Source organism: Nocardia sp. bgisy134 (assembly GCF_057708325.1).
In genome coordinates this window covers 64778-82246 of the sequence record NZ_JBYIRW010000010.1, presented here as the reverse complement: position 1 = coordinate 82246, position 17469 = coordinate 64778, and the positions used below count along the sequence as shown (strand labels likewise).

Genomic DNA, 17469 nt, shown 5'->3' with positions numbered 1-17469 from the left:
TCGGTAAGAGTGGCTCGATCCGGAGGCTAGGGCGATGCGGGCGGTGGGAATCGTCGGGGTGGTGTGCGCGGTGTTCGCGCTCGTGGCGGGATGCGGCCGAGACGCCGACGTGGCGGATCGTCCGGCGGCGAGCGCCACGGTGAGCGTGAGCGCGACCACCGCGGGCCGTACACCCCAGATCGCCGAGGCGCCCGCCGCCCCCAACTCCCCGCAACCGCGCCCTGCGCCGCCGTCGCCCGCTCCCGCACCGCGACCGCCCGCTTCGCCCGTACACGGCACCGCCGTCATCGAGACCGTGACGCTCGGCGGCGTCGCGGTACCAGACGTCCCGGTCAGCGTGCGCCAGATGCGGCCGTGCGATACCGCGCAGCGCGATATTCCGTTGGGCGCCACCGAGATCGCGCACTGGGACGCGGTGACCGGTGACGACGGGCGGGCCGTCTTCGTGGTGCCGGTCGGTTGCTTCCGATTCCGGATGGACCCGCCGCCCGGCACCGACCCGGTGCCCGAGGGAATGCACACGCTGTTCGTCACCGAATCCGGTCAGGTCGTGACCGGCACGCTGCGCTTCAACGATCCGGCGCCCGCGGCCTGCGCCGCCGCGACCATCGTCGACGAGCTGGACGACGCGGGCGACCTCGCGGCCCACGCGGCGACGGTCGGCGAATGCGACGGAGCCTGGGCGGTCATCGCCTGGGACATCCCCGGCGACAGCCGGCGCATCGTCCACCGCGGTCCCGGCGGCTGGCACACCTACGTCGCCTTCCCGCACGACACCTGCTGGTCCACCGCCGCAGCCGACGGCGTCCCGAGTCGCCTCGAACCGTACTTCCACTCCTGCTGACGCACGCGGCAGGTGTAGCCCCTGCGAGGCGTCGAAATGGCTTGCGAGGCAGTAGGTCAGGCCGTGAGCCAGATGGCTTCGGCGGCGGGGCGGCCGAGATCGGTGGTGGCGGTGGCATCGCCGATGCGGATGGCGATGGTGCCCGCGAAGTCGCGGCGTTCGACGACGGCGATGGTGGTGTCCAGCGCGATGCCGACGGAGTCGAAGTAGCGCAGCATGTCCGGGTCGGAATCGGAGATGCGGGCGACGCGGCCGGACTGGCCCGCCTGGAAATCGCTGAGCTGGCGCGCGGGCGGCGTCGGCACCGCGCCGTCCACCGACGGGATGGGGTCGCCGTGCGGATCGCGGTCCGGGTAGCCGAGTTTGGCGTCGATGCGGGCCATGAGCAGTTCGGAGACCGCGTGCTCGAGCACCTCGGCCTCGTCGTGCACCTCGTCCCAGCCGTAACCGAGTTCGTTGACCAGGAAGGTCTCGATCAGCCGGTGCCTGCGCACCATCGCGACCGCGGCACGGCGGCCGTGCTCGGTGAGCGTGATCGAGCCGTACCTGGCGTGCTCGACCAGGCCCTGGTCGGCGAGCTTGCGCACGGCTTCGGAGACGGTGGAGGCCGAGACGCCGATGCGTTCGGCCAGCAGCTTGGTCGACACCTTCTCCTGCGACCACTCCTGGGCGGTCCAGATGACCTTCAGGTAGTCCTGGGCGACCGAGGTCAGCTCCGGCGCCAGGGTCGCGGTGCTGCCGCTCGGCTCGCCCGGCGCGGTGCTGTCGGTCAGCTCGCGGCGGGTGGCGATGTCTCGTTTACCAGGCACATACCCGAGCTTATGCACTTCGGTCCCGATTCACACAGTCGGACACCGGGATGCGTCGAACTCGTTCACCGCTCGTGTTCTCGCCGGTCGTGGCCCGGTCGCCCGCGGGCAATGTCCCGGACGGAACCGCAGGTCGGCGTGTGCCTGGACGAGCGCGGTCGTTCCGGCGCGGCGACCGCGAAAGCTGACGGCCCGCTCCGGACCGGGTCGGTTGTGTCCGCGATTTGCTCGGAGGAAGCTGAGAGAGTCGGGGCCGTCGGAAGCTGGTTCGGTGGGCCCACGTGCGATCCCCTCTCGTCACGAGCGTGGCGGCACTCGCCGCCGTGCTGAGCACGGGTGTGGTGCTCGCCGTGGACTGGAGCGATGCGGCCGTGCGCGATCCGGCGCGCACCCTGTTGCTCGGGCCGCGCGAGGCCTTCGCGGCGGCGCAGCATCCGGCGTGGCCCGCGTTCACGTCCGCCGAACTCGTGCTCTACCTCCTGGCCGGTGCGGCGTTCGTGGTGCCGGGACTGTGGATCTGGACCAGCGGCCGCTACGACCTGGCCGGTCCGCTGCTGGCCGTGGCGGGTCTGACGTGGCTGGCGGCGGGCGTGCGCCGCTCCAGCGACCCGCTGCTGTTCACCGCGGGCGCCCACCTATACCGACGAGGGCGTCGTCGTGGCCGCCACCATCCGGCGCGACTGCCCGGGGACGGCCGTGCTGCTGCTCTCGCAGTACATCGAGACCGACAGCGTGCTGGACCTCCTCCGCGACGGCGCGGACCACCTCGGCTATCTGCTGAAGGACCGGGTTTCCGACATCGACGACTTCGTGGCCGCGCTGCGCCGGGTCGCCTGCGGCGGATCGGCGATCGATCCCGACCTCGTCACCCGCCTCGTCGGCAGGCCGCATCGTGGCCACCGCCCGCTCGACGAACTCTCGCCGCGCGAACGAGAAGTCCTGCGGCTCATGGCCGAAGGACGCTCGAACCGGGCGATCGGCGCCGCGATGTTCCTGGGGGAGCGCACGGTCGAGGCGCACGTGCGCAGCATCTTCGTCAAGCTCGGCCTCCAGTCCGAACCCGACGACCACCGCCGCGTCCTCGCGGTGCTGACGTATCTGCGCGCCGAGTCCTGATCAGCGCACCCGCCCGGCGTCCAGTCGGGCCGTTGCCGTCCAGGAAGTGGACGACCTCTCACAGATGCCCGTCCGGGTCGGCGAAATAACCGGCGTAGATGCCCCATGCCGGGCCAGGAAGTCTTGAAGGAATCGGACATGTCCGCGTGACGGTGCGGCAGACGTTCTGTGACATCTGGTACGCCCGAATACTGTTCGCACCTCGACTTGCGTAGGCTGCGAACGTGCAGAGATGGCGATCCCTCGACGAGGTGCCCGCGGACTGGGGACGGTGCGTGCTCACGATCGGCGTGTTCGACGGAGTGCACCGCGGCCACGCGCAATTGATCAGCCGGGCCGTGAAGTCCGCGGCCGCGCGCGGCGTCCCCTCGGTGTTGATGACCTTCGACCCGCACCCCATGGAGGTGGTGCGGCCCGGATCGCACCCCGCGCAGCTGACCACGCTGACGCGGCGGGCGGAACTGGTCGAGGAACTGGGCGTCGACGTGTTCTGCGTGATGCCGTTCACCCACGAATTCATGAAGCTCACCCCCGGCCGCTACGTGCACGACCTGCTGGTCGAGCGGCTGCACGTGACCGAGGTCGTGGTCGGCGACAACTTCACCTTCGGCAAGAAGGCGGCGGGCACCGTCGAGACCATGCGCGAACTGGGCGAGCGCTTCGGCTTCGAGGTCGACGGCGTGACGCTGCTCGCTGAGCACGCGGTGACCTTCTCCTCCACCTACATCAGGGCCTGCGTGGACGCGGGCGACATGGCCGCGGCCGCCGAGGCGCTCGGCCGCCCGCATCGCGTCGAGGGCGTGGTCGTGCACGGCGACGGACGCGGCCGCGAACTCGGCTTCCCCACCGCCAACGTAGCGCCGCCCATGCACGCGGCGATCCCGGCCGACGGTGTGTACGCGGGCTGGTTCACGGTGCTCGGGCCCGGCCCCACGATCGGCACCGTCACGCCGGGCGAGCGGGCGATGGCCGCCATCTCGGTCGGCACCAACCCCACGTTCTCCGGCCGCGCCCGCACCGTCGAGGCGTACGTCATCGACGGTGACGCCGACCTCTACGGCCAGCACGTCGCGGTGGACTTCGTCGAGCATCTGCGCGGCATGCGCAAGTTCGACACCATGCACGACCTCATCGAGGCCATGGGCCGCGACGTCGAGAATTCGCGCAAGGTGCTCGCCGCCGCCGACGCGGGAGCTCGGTCGAGCACCGAGTCCTGAGCTCAGTCCTGATCCTCGCTCGGCACCGTCCAGCGGTAGATCTGACCGTCGCGCAGCTCGTAGGAGACGGGCGGCGCGCTGGTCGGGTTCGCGGCGATGTGGGCGAGCACCTTGGTGCGCCCGCGAATCGTGTCCGCGCCGTCGGTCCACCGCAGATACGGGTGCAGCAGCGGACGCAGGGACGCGTAGTCCCCGCGGGCCAAGGTGTCCAGCACGTCGCGTACGGCGGGATCCATGGCTCGATTGCAGCACGCCGATCCGGTGGCCGCACCGCGATTGGGTTCGCGCGATGCGCTCCGGTAAGGTGGATCCTCGGGTTTGCTGCGGTCCGCGGTGGCGCCCGACCCGGGAAACCGGAACCTTCGAACGCGGAACTGAGAAATAGGAGTGGATGCCTCGTGGCGCTGACCACCGAGCAGAAGTCGGCGATTCTCGCCGAGTACGGCCTGCACGAGAAGGACACCGGTTCGCCGGAAGCGCAGATCGCGCTGCTGTCCAAGCGGATCGCCGACATCACCGAGCACCTGAAGAAGCACAAGCACGACCACCACACCCGCCACGGCCTGATGGCGCTGATCGGTCGTCGCAAGCGCCTCTCGAAGTACCTGCAGGACAACGACATCGCGCGTTACCGCTCGCTGATCGAGCGCCTGGGCCTGCGCAGGTGATCTCCCGCCGCGCCGTCGGCGCGGCGAGTTCCGCGGCTTCCCGGCCCGGGATCCGACGATCTCGGGCCGGGGCCGCGAACGGTGATCGACGGCCTCGCACGAGGCGGTGAATCCGTCCGAACGGACGTGCGACACGCTGCCTGCCAGAGGCGGTCGTCATATCGCCAACGGCGAGACGTACAATCTCCCCGTTGGCTATTTGTGTATGAGGGGTGGACCGCATCCCGTCGTACGACAACATGGACAGCCGTATGCACCCGCCGCGTGGCGTCGGTCTTCGGTAGTGGCCTCCCGGCGCAGCGCCGGCGGGCTTCGATCGATGACCGCCTCCGCGTCGCCGTATCCAAGGGGATTTCGGCCGGGTGTGCGCGTCGCAGCCAGGAGGGTTGCCGCGCGTCCGTCTCCGGGTACGGCTGACGACAGCCGGATCGCGCCCACTGCGCGCTCGAGCCGGCGAGACGAGAGGTTGAGAGAAGAGAATGTCCGAAACAACTGAACGCAAGTCCTCGGCCGTAGAGGTCGAGCCGGGTGTGTTCGAGTCCGTCGCGCTGATCGACAACGGCTCCTTCGGCACCCGCACCGTACGTTTCGAAACCGGTCGGCTGGCCCGCCAGGCCGCCGGTTCGGTCGTCGCCTACCTGGACGACGAGACCATGCTGCTGTCGGCGACCACCGCGAGCAAGGCGCCGAAGGATCAGTTCGACTTCTTCCCGCTGACGGTCGACGTCGAAGAGCGCATGTACGCCGCGGGCCGCATTCCCGGCTCGTTCTTCCGCCGCGAGGGCCGCCCGTCCACCGACGCGATCCTGACCTGCCGCCTGATCGACCGTCCGCTGCGTCCGTCCTTCGTCGACGGCCTGCGCAACGAGATCCAGGTCGTGGTCACGGTCATGAGCCTGGACCCGAAGGATCTGTACGACGTCGTGGCGATCAACGCCGCGTCCGCGTCCACCCAGATCGCGGGCCTGCCGTTCTCCGGCCCGGTCGGCGGCGTGCGCGTCGCGCTGATCGAGGGCCAGTGGGTCGCGTTCCCGACCGTGGAGCAGCTCGAGAGCGCCGTGTTCGACATGGTGGTCGCGGGTCGCGTGGTCGAGTCCGGCGACGTCGCGATCATGATGGTCGAGGCCGAGGCCACCGACAAGGTCATTGCCCTGATCGAGGGCGGCGCGCAGGCGCCGACCGAGGCCGTGGTGGCCGAGGGCCTGGAGGCCGCCAAGCCGTTCATCGCCCGCCTGTGCCGCGCGCAGGCCGACCTCGCCGAGCTGTCCGCCAAGCCGACCGGCGAGTTCCCGCTGTTCCCGCCCTACGAGGCCGACGTGTTCGAGGCCGTGGAGGGCACCGCCAAGCGTGAGCTGAACGAGGCCCTGAGCATCGCCGACAAGCAGGAGCGCGAGGCGAAGATCGACGAGATCAAGCTCGACGTGCTCTCCCGCCTCGGCGACGACTTCGCGGGCCGCGAGAAGGAGCTGGGCGCCGCCTTCCGCTCGGTCACCAAGAAGCTGGTGCGTCAGCGCATCCTGACCGACGGCTTCCGCATCGACGGCCGCGGCCTGGCCGACATCCGCGCGCTGTCCGCCGAGGTCGCCGTGGTGCCGCGGGCGCATGGTTCGGCGCTGTTCGAGCGCGGCGAGACCCAGATCCTGGGCGTCACCACGCTGGACATGGTGAAGATGGCGCAGCAGGTCGACTCGCTCGGCCCGGAGACCTCCAAGCGCTACATGCACCACTACAACTTCCCGCCGTTCTCCACCGGTGAGACCGGTCGCGTCGGTTCGCCGAAGCGTCGCGAGATCGGCCACGGCGCGCTGGCCGAGCGGGCGCTGATCCCCGTGCTGCCCAGCCAGGAAGAGTTCCCGTACGCGATCCGTCAGGTCTCGGAGGCGTTGGGCTCCAACGGTTCCACCTCGATGGGCTCGGTGTGCGCCTCCACCCTGGCGCTGCTGAACGCCGGTGTGCCGCTGAAGGCCCCGGTCGCCGGTATCGCGATGGGTCTGGTCTCCGACACCGTCAAGAACGACAAGGGCGAAGACGAGGTCCGCTACGTCGCGCTGACCGACATCCTCGGCGCCGAGGATGCCTTCGGCGACATGGACTTCAAGGTCGCGGGCACCCGCGAGTTCGTCACCGCGCTGCAGCTCGACACCAAGCTGGACGGCATCCCCTCGCAGGTGCTGGCCGGCGCGCTGAGCCAGGCGCACGACGCCCGCACCACCATCCTGGACGTGATGGCCGAGGCCATCACCACCCCGGACGAGATGAGCCCGTACGCGCCGCGCGTCACCGCGATCAAGATCCCGGTCGACAAGATCGGCGAGGTGATCGGCCCCAAGGGCAAGGTCATCAACCAGATCACCGAGGACACCGGCGCCAACATCTCCATCGAGGACGACGGCACCGTGTTCGTCGGCGCGACCGACGGCCCGTCGGCGCAGGCCGCGATCGACGCGATCAACGCCATCGCCAACCCGCAGCTGCCGAAGGTCGGCGAGCGCTTCCTGGGCACGGTCGTCAAGACCACTGCCTTCGGCGCGTTCGTCTCGTTGCTGCCGGGTCGCGACGGTCTGGTGCACATCTCCAAGCTGGGCAACGGCAAGCGGGTCGCCAAGGTCGAGGACGTGGTGAACGTCGGCGACAAGCTGCGCGTGGAGATCGCCGACATCGACAACCGCGGCAAGATCTCGCTGATCCCGGTCGACGAGAGCGCCGAGGAGCCCGGCGACTCGGATGCCGTCGACGCCGGAACCGAGTAGTACTTGTCGGTGTGACGAAGAAGAAGACGGCAACCCCCCTGCTCCCGACCGGGCAGGGGGGTTCGTCACTACAGCGGCGGGTGGACGAGGCACGGATGGCGGATACCGGGGTGCGGCGCACCGTGCTACCCGGGGGGCTGCGGGTGGTCACCGAGCACGTGCCGGGCGTGCGCTCGGCTTCGATCGGCGTCTGGGTCGGCGTCGGCTCGCGCGACGAAGGGCGCACGGTGGCGGGCGCCGCGCACTTCCTGGAACACCTGCTGTTCAAGGCGACTCCGACCAGGAGCGCGCTGGACATCGCGCAGGCCATGGACGCCGTCGGCGGTGAACTGAACGCTTTCACCGCCAAGGAGCAGACCTGCTACTACGCGCACGTGCTCGACGAGGATCTGCCGCTGGCGGTCGATCTCGTCTCCGACGTCGTGCTCAACGGCCTGTGCCGCGCGGTGGACGTGGACGTCGAGCGTCAGGTGGTGCTCGAGGAGATCGCGATGCGCGACGACGACCCGGAGGATCTGGTCGGCGACGCGTTCCTCACCGCGCTCTTCGGCGACCACCCGATCGGACGACCGGTGATCGGTTCGGTGGAGTCCATCGAGGCCATGCAGACGGGTCAGCTGCGGAGCTTTCACGTGCGCAGGTACCGTCCGGACCGGATGGTCGTCGCGGTCGCGGGCAATGTCGAGCACGACCACACGGTGGAACTGGTGCACCGCGCGTTCGAAAGCCGCCTCGACCTGGCAGCCGAACCGGCGCCGCGCCGGGAGGGACGGTTCCGTCCGCACGGTGTCCCGGAATTGGAGTGGAACTACCGCGACAGCGAACAGGCCCACCTCGCCTTCGGCGTCCGCGCGTTCGGCCGCCACGAGGGCGATCGCCGGTGGCCGCTGTCGGTGCTCAACACCGTCGTCGGCGGTGGGCTGAGTTCTCGTCTGTTCCAACGGATCCGGGAGGAACGCGGCCTGGCGTACTCGGTGTACTCCAGCGTGGACACCTTCGCCGACACCGGCGCGTTCTCGGTGTACATCGGCTGCCAGCCCGAAAACCTCGGCAAGGTGGCCTCTTTGGCGCGCGGCGTACTGGAGGAGGTCGCCGAGCACGGCATCAGTGATGCCGAATGCGCTCGCGCGAAGGGCTCGCTGCGCGGCGGATTGGTGCTCGGCCTGGAGGATTCGGCTTCCCGGATGAACCGGATCGGTCGCAGCGAACTGAGCTACGGCAACCACCGCAGCGTCTCGGAGACGCTCGCGCGGATCGACGCGGTCACCACCGAGGAAGTCACCGCCATCGCTCGCACGCTGCTCGCCCGGCCGTTCGGTGCGGCGGTCGCCGGACCGTATCGCCGATCCCGCGATCTGCCCGTTGCGGTGCGCCGTCTCGTCGATCACTGAGCCGCGCGTACGTAAGTCGTTGTGCGGCTGAGTAGCGGTACTGGGATCGAGCGGGCCTGAGTGGCTGAGGAATTGGGGCGGCGAATCCTCGGTGGCGGGTCGACCGACCGAAGCTGCTGCGGCTGAGGTGGTCGACGCCGCGGAGGCCGTCGAGCCCCTGAACGATACGACGCCCGCGCGCCCCTCGGTCGACGTTTCGGCAGTGGTCCTCGGAATGTGGTGGGGCATTGCCGAGTTGGCGGCGAAGCGCTGCTGAGCGCGACGCTGCCCTGTCCGGTTGTCGATGTGCGTTCATCGAGGCCGACCGGGTAGCGTGCGGGCGACCGATCTGGCGAGGGGGAGTCGATGAGCACGGTATGGGAGGCGGTGGGGCGGGCGCGCGCCGCGCGGGATCTGGATCGGCTGCCCGAGGCGCGGCGCATTCTCGGCGAGGCGCTGTCGGCGGAGCCGTTCGATCCACTGTTGCTCACCGAACTGGCCGATATCGATTACCGGCTGGACGACCACGCCGCGGCGCTGCGCGGCGCGCGGGCCGCGATCGCCGCCGACCCGAACCGGGTCGACGCCTACCTGACTGCCGCCCTCGTCCTGCATCTGGAGGACGAACGAGACGAGGCGCTGCGGCTCGCCCGCGCCGCGCTGCGGATCGCGCCGTACAGCGTCAGCGCGCTGCTCACCCTCGCCCAGATCATCGCGGGCGGTCCGAAGACGGACGAGCTGCGCGCCGAGGCCCGCGCCGCGCTGCGAACCGCGTGCGAATACGCGCCGCACGACGCGGACGTCCTCGCCCACGCGGCCGAAAGTTACCGGAAGCTGGCCGATTCGGCCGAGGCGCGCCGCCATGTGGAGCGCGGGCTCGCCGAGAATCCGCTGCACGTCGAACTGCTGGAGATGCGCGCCCGGCTGGAGTTCGAAGATTTCTCCACCCGAGACAAGGCGGTGGCGACGCTGCGCGGACTGCTCGGCGCGAGCCCGGACCACGCGCCCGCACGGCGGCTCCTCGCCGAGATCATGTGGCGGGCGCTGTTGCGTCTGGCGGCATGGGTGTGGTTCTTCGCGGTCGCGGTCGTCGCGCTGTCGATGTGGGTCGGTCCCGGTGTGCTGCGGGTCGTGACCCCGGTGCTGTTCCTCGTCGTGTTCGCCGCGTGGATTCGAGTGTTCCGCTCCCTGCGCGGGCAGTTGCCGCCGCGCTATCTGCGCAAGCGGCTGCTGCGCCGCCCCGAAGCGCTGTTCGGACTGTGCGTGCTGGTGTTCGCGAGCCTGATCGCCGACCTCGGCGCGGTGGTTTTGCGCAGTTCGCTGGTCGGCGTCGGCTACGCGCTGCTGATCGTCGGGGTGTTCGGTGCGTGCCTGGCGCACCTGCTGCTCTTCGCGGCGTGGCTGCGCCGCTTCGGTGACGAGACCGACCGTGACGCCGCCGAGAGCTACGCGCTGCTGAGCGTCACCGCGGTGGTGTGCTTCGGACTCGTGGTGCTCGGCGTGCTCGGCGCACTGCGGTCGTGGTCGCGGGCGCCGGAAGCCTTTCCGGTGCTCGCCGCGGTGCTCGGCGTCGTCGTGGTGACGTTGCTGCTCGAACTGTTGCTCGTCTTCGCGGTGGGGCCGAGGTACTGGCGGCGGCCGGTCGCCTATTGCGCCGTGCTGCTGACGTTGCTCGCTCTGGCGGTGCTCGGAACCCGGTGGAGCTTTCTGCGGATGGCGGCCGAGACGTTCACCGGGCCGTCCTGATCACCGGGTGATGTCGACCGTCGCGTCCTCGTGCGCCCGGTTGGCGGCATCGACGACCACGTCGAGCAGTCCGGGGAGCGCGGCGTCGAGGTCTTGGGCGCGCAGCCGCTGACAGGTCTGTCCCTCGATGACGAGGCGCTCGATCACGCCCGCCTCGCGCAGGATCTTGAAGTGGTGGGTCGCGGTGGACTTGTTGATCACGTCGTAGAGCGCGCCGCAGCGCACGGCGGTCCCCGCGTTGCGGAGGCGGCGCACCATCTCCAGGCGCACCGGATCCTGAAGCGCGCCCAGCACCGCGGGCAAGGGTGCGATGGGCGGAGCGGCTTCGTTCGCGTCGGTCATGATCTACCTCACTAGGGGGTTTGATGATCATCGAACCGGTTGTATGGTCGATGGAGTTCGATCAATATCAAACTTACCTGATCGGGGTATCGATGGCAGCGACAACGGCAGTGGCCGCCGACGAAAGGACCACGCAACGCTGGGCCTACGCGCTGGTGCTGGTCGCCAGCGGCGTGGCGCTCGGCGTGTCGGGCGTGCCCGCGCCGCTGTACGGCATCTATGAAACGCAGTGGCACCTCTCGCCGCTCACCACCACCATCGTCTTCGCGGTGTACGCCATCGCTGCGCTGGGTGCGGTCCTGGTGTCCGGCCGCATCTCGGATGTGGTCGGCCGAAAGCCCGTGCTGCTCGGCGCATTCGCCACCATGATCGCGGGGTTGGTGGTGTTCGTGCTGGCCGACTCGGTCCCGATGCTGTTGCTGGCCAGGGCATTGCACGGCATGGCCGTCGGCTCCACCGTGGTGGCGGGCGCCGCCGCGCTGCTCGACCTGCGTCCGCACCGCGGCGCGCGCTCCGGACAGCTGAGCGGCGTCGCCTTCAATGTCGGTATGGCCGTGGCGATTCTGGGTTCGGCGCTGCTCGCGCAGTACGCGCCGCACCCCCTGCGCACGCCCTACGTCGTCATCACGGTGGTCTGCTTGGCGATCGCCGCGGGCGTGCTCGCCCTGCAGGAACCGCACAGCGCCCGGCAGGCGGGACGGATCCGCATCGCCAAACCGGCCGTGCCGCAGGAGATCCGAGCGGACTTCTGGTTCTCGGCGATCGGCGTGATGGCCGCCTGGTCGGTGCTCGGCGTGCTGCTCTCGCTGTATCCGTCGCTGGCCGCACAGCAGACCGGCATCCACAACCTGGTCTTCGGCGGTGCGGTCGTCGCCTCGACCGCCCTGTCCGGCGCCACCGCGCAGCTGTTCGCGACCGGCATCCCCGCGCGCAGGGCCGCCGTCCTCGGCGACACCGGCATGGCGCTGGCGCTGCTGCTCACGGTGCCCGCGCTGGCCACGCACAGCTGGATCGCGGTGCTCGGCGCCGGCGTCGCCCTCGGCGCCACCTTCGGCCTCGGCTTCGGCGGATCGCTACGCCACCTGTCGAATGTCGTCCCGCAGCACAAGCGCGGCGAGACGATGTCGGCGTACTACCTGCTCGCGTACTCGGCGATGGCGTTGCCGACGATCCTGGCGGGCTGGGCGGCTACGACCTGGGGGTTGGACACGGTGTTCCCGTGGTTCGTCGGGGTGGTGGCGGTGGCTTGCCTGGTGGCGGCTGGGTTGGGGGTTCGGGGGAGTCAGGCGGAAGCAGTCGAGGCGGTGGGTGTTTCGGATTAGGACCGAGGCTCCGAATCACTCCTCCACGGCGGTCTCGTGCACGGTCAACCAGCGATACCCGGAACTCGAATCCTCCAACACGGCTGACACCCGGCGCGAAGACGAGCCCTCATCGGAAAGGTGGCGCTCCAGAAATCGCACCACCACGAGCTCACCCTCGTGGTACAGCTCCGTCAGCTCGGCCACCTCGATCCGCAAGCCCGGCTCCGTATTTCGCGCTTCCCGCAACCCGGTCAGCAACTCGTCGCGGCCGAGCACCGTACCGCACATGGCTACCATCGAGAACCACTCGTGCTGCGCTTCGGCGAACCGCTCGAAGACCTCGAGCGGTGCGGCCGATCCCAGCCAAGCAGCGAGGTCGGCGTGCAGCGATTCGACCACACTCACGATGTCCTTCTCCTGTCCGGTCATCTCCGAATCATACGAATGAATTGCCTCGCAGCGTTTTCGCGCACCTCGCGGGCAACTACGAATGCCGCGCGGTGTAGCGAAGCTCTGCGAGGACGGAATCGGCCCCGGTAGTGGGGGCGCGGTGATCGGGTTACCATGCAGCTCATGCGATGGTGGGGGAAGTTGGGACGCCGGATGCACCGTGCGGCGTTGTTGCTCGCGGTGTTCGGTGCGGTGCTCGGTGGACTGGCCGTCGCGGGGTTGACCTGGTGGTTGTTGTGGTGGGGGCTCGGTGCGAAGGCCGAGACGCCGAATCAGGTGGAGCTCACCAAGATTGCGTTGTCGGTGTCGGCGGGCGTCGGTGGCGCGGTGGCATTGGTCGTGGCATACCGGCGGCAGCGCGACCTGGAGCGCGGCAGGTTCGCCGAGCTGTTCGGGGCGGCGGCGCGGCAACTCGGCGACGAGGATCCGGCCGTTCGGCTGGCCGGTGTCTACGCGATGGCCGGTGTGGCGGACGAGTTCTCGGCTCCGGTGCGGCGTCAGCAGTGCATCGATGTGCTGTGCGGATACCTGCGCCTGCCCTACGAACCGGACGACGGCGCCAACCACCTGATCTCGCGCGCCGAGACCGCCCAGGAATCGGGCCGCGAAATCGAGCGCGTCTATCGGATACGGCACAACGATCGCGAGGTGCGCGCCACCATCGTGCGCGTGATCGCCGAACACCTACGGCCGTACACCGAAGCGTCCTGGTCGCGTTGCGATTTCGATTTCACCGGCGCGGTGCTGGAGAACGCGGACTTCGAGGCGACCGAATTCGGCGGGCGCTGGACCACTTTCGCCAGAGCCAGGTTCGTCGGCGACCGTTTCGCCGACTTCAACCGGACCCGGTTCACCGGGCACCACGTGACCTTCCGCGACGCCGCCTTCGCCGTTCCGATCGTGAACTTCGAGAACACCGAATTCCGCACCGAGCGAACCACCTTCGACGGCGTGACCTTCGAGAGTCAGCGAACCTGCTTCGACGACGCGACCTTCGCGGGCGCGCGCACCGGGTTCGTCGGCGCGCGATTCCTCGGCGCGCGAACATCGTGGCGGGCGGCCGTGTTCCGGGCCGAACTGACCTCCTTCGCGCAGGCGACCCTGGACGGCGAGCACGTCTGCTTCGAGCGGGCCGTCTTCTCCGGTCAACGTGTCGCGTTCACCGCGGCGCAACTCTATGCCACGGCCGTCACCTTCGAGGAAGCCGAACTCGGCGCCGCCCAGCGCCTGCGCCGCCGCAGTACCCGCGAAATCGATTTCGTCGGAGCGGAATTCCACGGCGCGGTGAGCTTCGCCCGCAGCACCATCGCCGGACGCACCGCCGACTTCCGCACCGGCGATTTCTTCGGCGACATCTCCTTCGTCGCCACCCGATTCATCGCAGGGGAAACGCATTTCGACCGCCCCAAGGCATGGGTCGGCGTACGTTTCGACTGGGACGACAACCCCACCAGCAAACCCGCTTCGGTACAACCGAATCCGTGGCCGCCCGTCCCGGAGACCGCGCCCACGCCGAGCGCCTAGCACCGCAGGCCGGGGCGCGGTAGCCGAGCCCGCGCTGGAGCTTCGAGCACAAGCGGGCGGCACCCGAAGTGGATGCCGCCCGCTCGCGCACTACTCGTGGCTCCGCCTTCACCCGGCCCTGCACCGGCTTCCGGCGGACGGCCCACTACTCCCGCCAACCCCCGTACGGAACGGTGATCAATTCCATGAAGTGGCCGTTCGGGTCCAGGAAGTACACGCCGCGCCCGCCGTCGTTGTGGTTGATCTCGCCGGGCGCCTGCTGGCGCGGATCGGCCCAGTGGTCCAGCCCGTAGCGCTGGATCTTGGCGTAGGCCGCGTCGAACTCGGCCTCGGAGACGAGGAAGGCGTAGTGCTGGGGTTGGATCTCGGTGACGTCGTCGGGCACGGCCGCGAAGTCGAAATCGACGCCGTTGCTCATCGGAAGCTCGATGAACGGTCCCCATTCCTTGCCGACTTGGAGGCCGAGGATATCGGCCCAGAATTCCGCGGAAACTCGGTTGTCGCGGCAGCCGACGATGGTGTGGTTGAACTGAATGGACAGGATATTCTCCTCGAATCGTGACGGTCCCGACCCTGGGCTCGGTACAAGGCGGCCTACAGGAGCACCGTCACGCCGAACGACAATAGCGGCGGATCCCCGGCCGCGCCACCCTCCGCTTCTCCGGAGGTCGTCGCGTCGCCCGAGTTTCGGCGGTGTCGGCGCCACTCCGCGCGGCGCGCGGTAGCGTCGCAACCATGAAGATTCGTGGAGCGGTCCTGGAGCGGATCGCGGCGCCGGCACCGTTCGCCGAGTCGGCGCCGATCAACGTCTGTGAGCTGGAGCTCGGCGAACCGGGACCGGGTGAACTGCTGGTGCGGATCGAGGCCGCCGGGCTGTGCCACTCCGACCTCTCGGTCGTGGACGGCAACCGGGTGCGCCCGGTGCCGATGCTGCTCGGGCACGAGGCGGCGGGCCGCGTCGTGGCGGTCGGTGCGGGCGGCAGCGATATCGCCCTCGGGCAGCGCGTGGTGATGACCTTCCTGCCCCGCTGCGGCGAGTGCGCGGGCTGCGCCAGCGAGGGCCGCACACCGTGCGTGCCGGGCAGCGCGGCCAACAACGCGGGAGAACTGCTCAACGGCGGACGCCGGCTGCGCCGCGACGACGCGGAGGTGCACCACCACCTTGGCGTCTCGGCGTTCGCGACGCACGCGGTGGTGGACCGCCGCTCGGTCGTCCCGGTCGACGACGACGTGCCGCCGGAGGTCGCGGCGGTGCTCGGCTGCGCGGTGCTCACCGGCGGTGGCGCGCTGCTGAATTCGGCGCGACCCGGGCCCGCGGATCGGATCATGGTGGTCGGCCTCGGCGGTGTCGGCATGGCTGCCGTGCTGGTGGCCGTCTCACTGGGCGCTCCCGAGGTGATCGCCGTCGACACTGTCCCCGAAAAGCTCGCTATGGCAAAGGAGCTCGGCGCTACGGCGACATACACCCCGGCCGAGATCGCCGAACAGGGCGTGCAAGCCGAGGTGGTCGTCGAGGCGGCGGGCAACGTGCGCGCGTTCGAGACCGCGGTCGCGGCGACCGCGCCGGGCGGCACCACGGTCACCGTCGGTCTGCCCGCCCCCGACGCCCGCGTGAGCATCTCGCCGCTGGGCTTGGTGGCGCAGGGACGCTCCATCGTGGGCAGCTACCTGGGTTCGGCGGTGCCCTCACGCGACATCCCCGAGTACGTGCGGATGTGGCGGGAGGGGCGGCTTCCGGTGGAGCGGCTGGTGTCGGCGCACGTCGGCCTGGACGACATCAACCGCGCCATGGACGAGCTCGCGGCCGGGCACGCGTTGCGTCAGGTGATCGTCTTCGACTGACCGGTGATCGTCGTCACCGCTGCCGCGCCGTGCGCTCGTTGCTTACCTGGACGTGCGTATTCGACCGAAAAGTAGGTACTTGTCGGTCGTCGCGGCCCCGCGCAGACTCGCCTCCGCAAGCCCCGGACGGGGACGAAACGGCTTGGGAGGCAAGATGACCGACGGAGCGCGCGGGCCCGTGACCGTAGTGGGACTCGGTTCGATGGGCGGTGCCGTGGCCGCGGCGTTCGTCGCGGCCGGACATCCCACCACGGTGTGGAACCGCACCCCCGGCAAGGCCGCCGCGCTGGTGGCGCTCGGCGCGAGGCAGGCGACGACGATCGGCGACGCGGTCGCGGCGAGCCCGCTGATCGTGTCGGTGCTCACCGGATTCGAGGCCACGCTCGACGCGCTCGCCCCGGCGGGCGAGGCGCTGGCCGGACGCACCCTGATCACCCTCAACAGCGGTACACCGGCGGGCGCACGGCGCGTCGCCGCGTGGGCCGAGGCGCGCGGGGCGCGCTTCCTCGGCGGCGCGATCAAGAACGTGCCCGCGGCCGTCGGCGCCGCCGACACGCTGCTGTACTACGGCGGTGACCGCGCCGTGTACGACGAATACCTGCCCACGCTGGGTGTACTCGGCGGCGAGACAGTGCATTTGGGCGAAGAACCGGATCTCGGCGCGCTGTACGAGTCGGCCGTCGGCGCGACCCTGCTGCCCGCCCTGCTCGGCTTCTTCGAGGGCGCCGCGGTGCTCGCCGCGCGCGGTATCGAGGCCCACGCGATGGTGCCGTACTCGGCGAAGTGGCTGCGGATGATCGAGTCGCTGCTCCCGCTGCTGGCCGAGGAGATCGACACCGGCGACTACACGAAGCTCGGCTCCTCGGTGGGGCTCTTCCACGACGCCGTCGGCGACGACCTGGCGGTGGGCGCGGAATCGGGCGTCGACATGTCGTGGCACGCGCCCATGGCGGAGTTGCTGCGCCGTGCGGTCGCGCGCGGGTATCGCGAACACAGTGTGACGGCGCTGATCGAGGTGCTCAAGACTCCGGCGGCGTAGCGTCGGCCGCGTCCATCGCGTCCACGAAACGGCCTAGCAACCGGGCGAATTCGGCGCGTTCGCGCTCGGTCCAGTGCGCCATCGCCGCCGCCGTCGCCGCCGCGCGCCTGCGGTGGGCCGCGGCGAGGATCCTGCGGCCGAGCTCTGTCGGCCGCAGCACCGCCTTGCGTCCGTCGCGCTGGTCGGCGACACGTTCCAGCCATCCCTCCGAAACGGCATGGGCGACAAGGCGGCTCGCGCGCGGCTGGTCGACGCCCAGTGCCGGGGCAAGCGCTCCCACGGTGGCGTTCTCGATGCTCGATGCCGCATCGAGAACCCGGAAAACCGCTGCGGGAACCCGGCTCTCGCCCGCCAGCGCGCCGCGCGTCTGCCTGTGCCGGATGCGGACCATGGCCGCCGCGACCGCCTCGGTGTACGCGCTGTGCTCTTCCATCGCACCTATTTCCAT

The 17469-nt window shown here is 69.9% G+C and carries 17 protein-coding genes; 11 read left to right on the top strand and 6 right to left on the bottom strand.

Annotated features, from left to right (window positions below; all coding sequences use genetic code 11):
• Positions 1–34 precede the first annotated feature (34 nt).
• Positions 35–844: a hypothetical protein gene (locus tag AC3ERS_RS18930; RefSeq protein ID WP_431969254.1), complete on the top strand. Its 810-nt coding sequence runs from the start codon at positions 35–37 to the stop codon at positions 842–844.
• A 56-nt stretch (positions 845–900) separates the two neighbouring features.
• Here the strand turns inward: AC3ERS_RS18930 and AC3ERS_RS18925 are convergent, their stop codons facing one another.
• Entirely contained in the window at positions 901–1569 is a 669-nt protein-coding gene (locus AC3ERS_RS18925) for a metal-dependent transcriptional regulator (protein ID WP_431969538.1), read from the bottom strand.
• Positions 1570–2310: 741 nt separating this feature from the next.
• Between AC3ERS_RS18925 and AC3ERS_RS18920 the strand changes: the two genes are divergently transcribed.
• Positions 2311–2769 (top strand): response regulator transcription factor, encoded by a 459-nt coding sequence (locus AC3ERS_RS18920; RefSeq protein ID WP_431969252.1) that lies wholly within the window; start codon positions 2311–2313, stop codon positions 2767–2769.
• A gap of 224 nt (positions 2770–2993) precedes the next feature.
• A complete protein-coding gene (locus AC3ERS_RS18915) occupies positions 2994–3986 on the top strand; it encodes a bifunctional riboflavin kinase/FAD synthetase (RefSeq protein WP_431969250.1) in 993 nt (330 codons plus the stop codon).
• A 2-nt stretch (positions 3987–3988) separates the two neighbouring features.
• Here the strand turns inward: AC3ERS_RS18915 and AC3ERS_RS18910 are convergent, their stop codons facing one another.
• Complete coding sequence (locus tag AC3ERS_RS18910) at positions 3989–4222, bottom strand: nuclear transport factor 2 family protein (protein ID WP_431969248.1); 234 nt, start codon at positions 4220–4222, stop codon at positions 3989–3991.
• Between the two features lie 162 nt (positions 4223–4384).
• On the opposite strand from AC3ERS_RS18910, the gene rpsO reads away from it, so the two are divergent.
• The 4 genes from rpsO to AC3ERS_RS18890 all read left to right on the top strand — a co-directional run bounded on the left by rpsO (position 4385) and on the right by AC3ERS_RS18890 (position 10520).
• On the top strand, positions 4385–4654 hold the full coding sequence (rpsO, locus tag AC3ERS_RS18905; RefSeq protein WP_067847364.1) for a 30S ribosomal protein S15: 270 nt from the start codon (positions 4385–4387) through the stop codon (positions 4652–4654).
• A gap of 479 nt (positions 4655–5133) precedes the next feature.
• Positions 5134–7404 carry a polyribonucleotide nucleotidyltransferase gene (locus tag AC3ERS_RS18900; protein WP_431969245.1) on the top strand — a complete coding sequence of 757 codons (2271 nt, stop codon included), beginning with the start codon at positions 5134–5136 and terminating at the stop codon, positions 7402–7404.
• Positions 7405–7499: 95 nt separating this feature from the next.
• Positions 7500–8795: a M16 family metallopeptidase gene (locus AC3ERS_RS18895; protein ID WP_431969243.1), complete on the top strand. Its 1296-nt coding sequence runs from the start codon at positions 7500–7502 to the stop codon at positions 8793–8795.
• Between the two features lie 345 nt (positions 8796–9140).
• Positions 9141–10520 (top strand): tetratricopeptide repeat protein, encoded by a 1380-nt coding sequence (locus AC3ERS_RS18890; RefSeq protein WP_431969241.1) that lies wholly within the window; start codon positions 9141–9143, stop codon positions 10518–10520.
• Here AC3ERS_RS18890 and AC3ERS_RS18885 read toward each other — a convergent pair whose 3' ends face one another.
• The gene (locus AC3ERS_RS18885; protein ID WP_431969239.1) at positions 10521–10862 is read right to left on the bottom strand and encodes an ArsR/SmtB family transcription factor; all 342 of its coding nucleotides are present in this window, start codon (positions 10860–10862) and stop codon (positions 10521–10523) included.
• 50 nt (positions 10863–10912) lie between these two features.
• Here AC3ERS_RS18885 and AC3ERS_RS18880 point away from each other — a divergent pair, with 50 nt between their 5' ends.
• A complete protein-coding gene (locus AC3ERS_RS18880; protein WP_431969537.1) occupies positions 10913–12184 on the top strand; it encodes an MFS transporter in 1272 nt (423 codons plus the stop codon).
• A gap of 15 nt (positions 12185–12199) precedes the next feature.
• Here AC3ERS_RS18880 and AC3ERS_RS18875 read toward each other — a convergent pair whose 3' ends face one another.
• The gene (locus tag AC3ERS_RS18875; RefSeq protein WP_431969237.1) at positions 12200–12595 is read right to left on the bottom strand and encodes a hypothetical protein; all 396 of its coding nucleotides are present in this window, start codon (positions 12593–12595) and stop codon (positions 12200–12202) included.
• A 144-nt stretch (positions 12596–12739) separates the two neighbouring features.
• On the opposite strand from AC3ERS_RS18875, the gene AC3ERS_RS18870 reads away from it, so the two are divergent.
• Positions 12740–14140 (top strand): pentapeptide repeat-containing protein, encoded by a 1401-nt coding sequence (locus AC3ERS_RS18870; RefSeq protein WP_431969235.1) that lies wholly within the window; start codon positions 12740–12742, stop codon positions 14138–14140.
• A gap of 145 nt (positions 14141–14285) precedes the next feature.
• Here AC3ERS_RS18870 and AC3ERS_RS18865 read toward each other — a convergent pair whose 3' ends face one another.
• Positions 14286–14681 (bottom strand): VOC family protein, encoded by a 396-nt coding sequence (locus AC3ERS_RS18865; protein WP_431969536.1) that lies wholly within the window; start codon positions 14679–14681, stop codon positions 14286–14288.
• Positions 14682–14875: 194 nt separating this feature from the next.
• Here AC3ERS_RS18865 and AC3ERS_RS18860 point away from each other — a divergent pair, with 194 nt between their 5' ends.
• The gene (locus AC3ERS_RS18860; RefSeq protein ID WP_431969233.1) at positions 14876–15982 is read left to right on the top strand and encodes a zinc-binding dehydrogenase; all 1107 of its coding nucleotides are present in this window, start codon (positions 14876–14878) and stop codon (positions 15980–15982) included.
• A 154-nt stretch (positions 15983–16136) separates the two neighbouring features.
• Complete coding sequence (locus tag AC3ERS_RS18855) at positions 16137–17021, top strand: NAD(P)-dependent oxidoreductase (RefSeq protein ID WP_431969231.1); 885 nt, start codon at positions 16137–16139, stop codon at positions 17019–17021.
• On the opposite strand, the gene AC3ERS_RS18850 is transcribed toward AC3ERS_RS18855, so the two are convergent.
• Positions 17002–17454 (bottom strand): MarR family winged helix-turn-helix transcriptional regulator, encoded by a 453-nt coding sequence (locus AC3ERS_RS18850; RefSeq protein WP_435591802.1) that lies wholly within the window; start codon positions 17452–17454, stop codon positions 17002–17004. The two genes, AC3ERS_RS18855 and AC3ERS_RS18850, sit on opposite strands and share 20 nt — an antisense overlap.
• Between the last annotated feature and the right edge of the window lie 15 nt (positions 17455–17469).

Coding starts and splice junctions, on each gene's coding strand:
- AC3ERS_RS18930 (WP_431969254.1), top strand. CDS start 35: ATGCGGGCGGTGGGAATCGTCGGGGTGGTGTGCGCGGTGTTCGCGCTC.
- AC3ERS_RS18910 (WP_431969248.1), bottom strand. CDS start 4,222: ATGGATCCCGCCGTACGCGACGTGCTGGACACCTTGGCCCGCGGGGAC.
- AC3ERS_RS18900 (WP_431969245.1), top strand. CDS start 5,134: ATGTCCGAAACAACTGAACGCAAGTCCTCGGCCGTAGAGGTCGAGCCG.
- AC3ERS_RS18895 (WP_431969243.1), top strand. CDS start 7,500: ATGGCGGATACCGGGGTGCGGCGCACCGTGCTACCCGGGGGGCTGCGG.
- AC3ERS_RS18890 (WP_431969241.1), top strand. CDS start 9,141: ATGAGCACGGTATGGGAGGCGGTGGGGCGGGCGCGCGCCGCGCGGGAT.
- AC3ERS_RS18885 (WP_431969239.1), bottom strand. CDS start 10,862: ATGACCGACGCGAACGAAGCCGCTCCGCCCATCGCACCCTTGCCCGCG.
- AC3ERS_RS18880 (WP_431969537.1), top strand. CDS start 10,913: ATGGAGTTCGATCAATATCAAACTTACCTGATCGGGGTATCGATGGCA.
- AC3ERS_RS18875 (WP_431969237.1), bottom strand. CDS start 12,595: ATGACCGGACAGGAGAAGGACATCGTGAGTGTGGTCGAATCGCTGCAC.
- AC3ERS_RS18870 (WP_431969235.1), top strand. CDS start 12,740: ATGCGATGGTGGGGGAAGTTGGGACGCCGGATGCACCGTGCGGCGTTG.
- AC3ERS_RS18860 (WP_431969233.1), top strand. CDS start 14,876: ATGAAGATTCGTGGAGCGGTCCTGGAGCGGATCGCGGCGCCGGCACCG.
- AC3ERS_RS18855 (WP_431969231.1), top strand. CDS start 16,137: ATGACCGACGGAGCGCGCGGGCCCGTGACCGTAGTGGGACTCGGTTCG.
- AC3ERS_RS18850 (WP_435591802.1), bottom strand. CDS start 17,454: ATGGAAGAGCACAGCGCGTACACCGAGGCGGTCGCGGCGGCCATGGTC.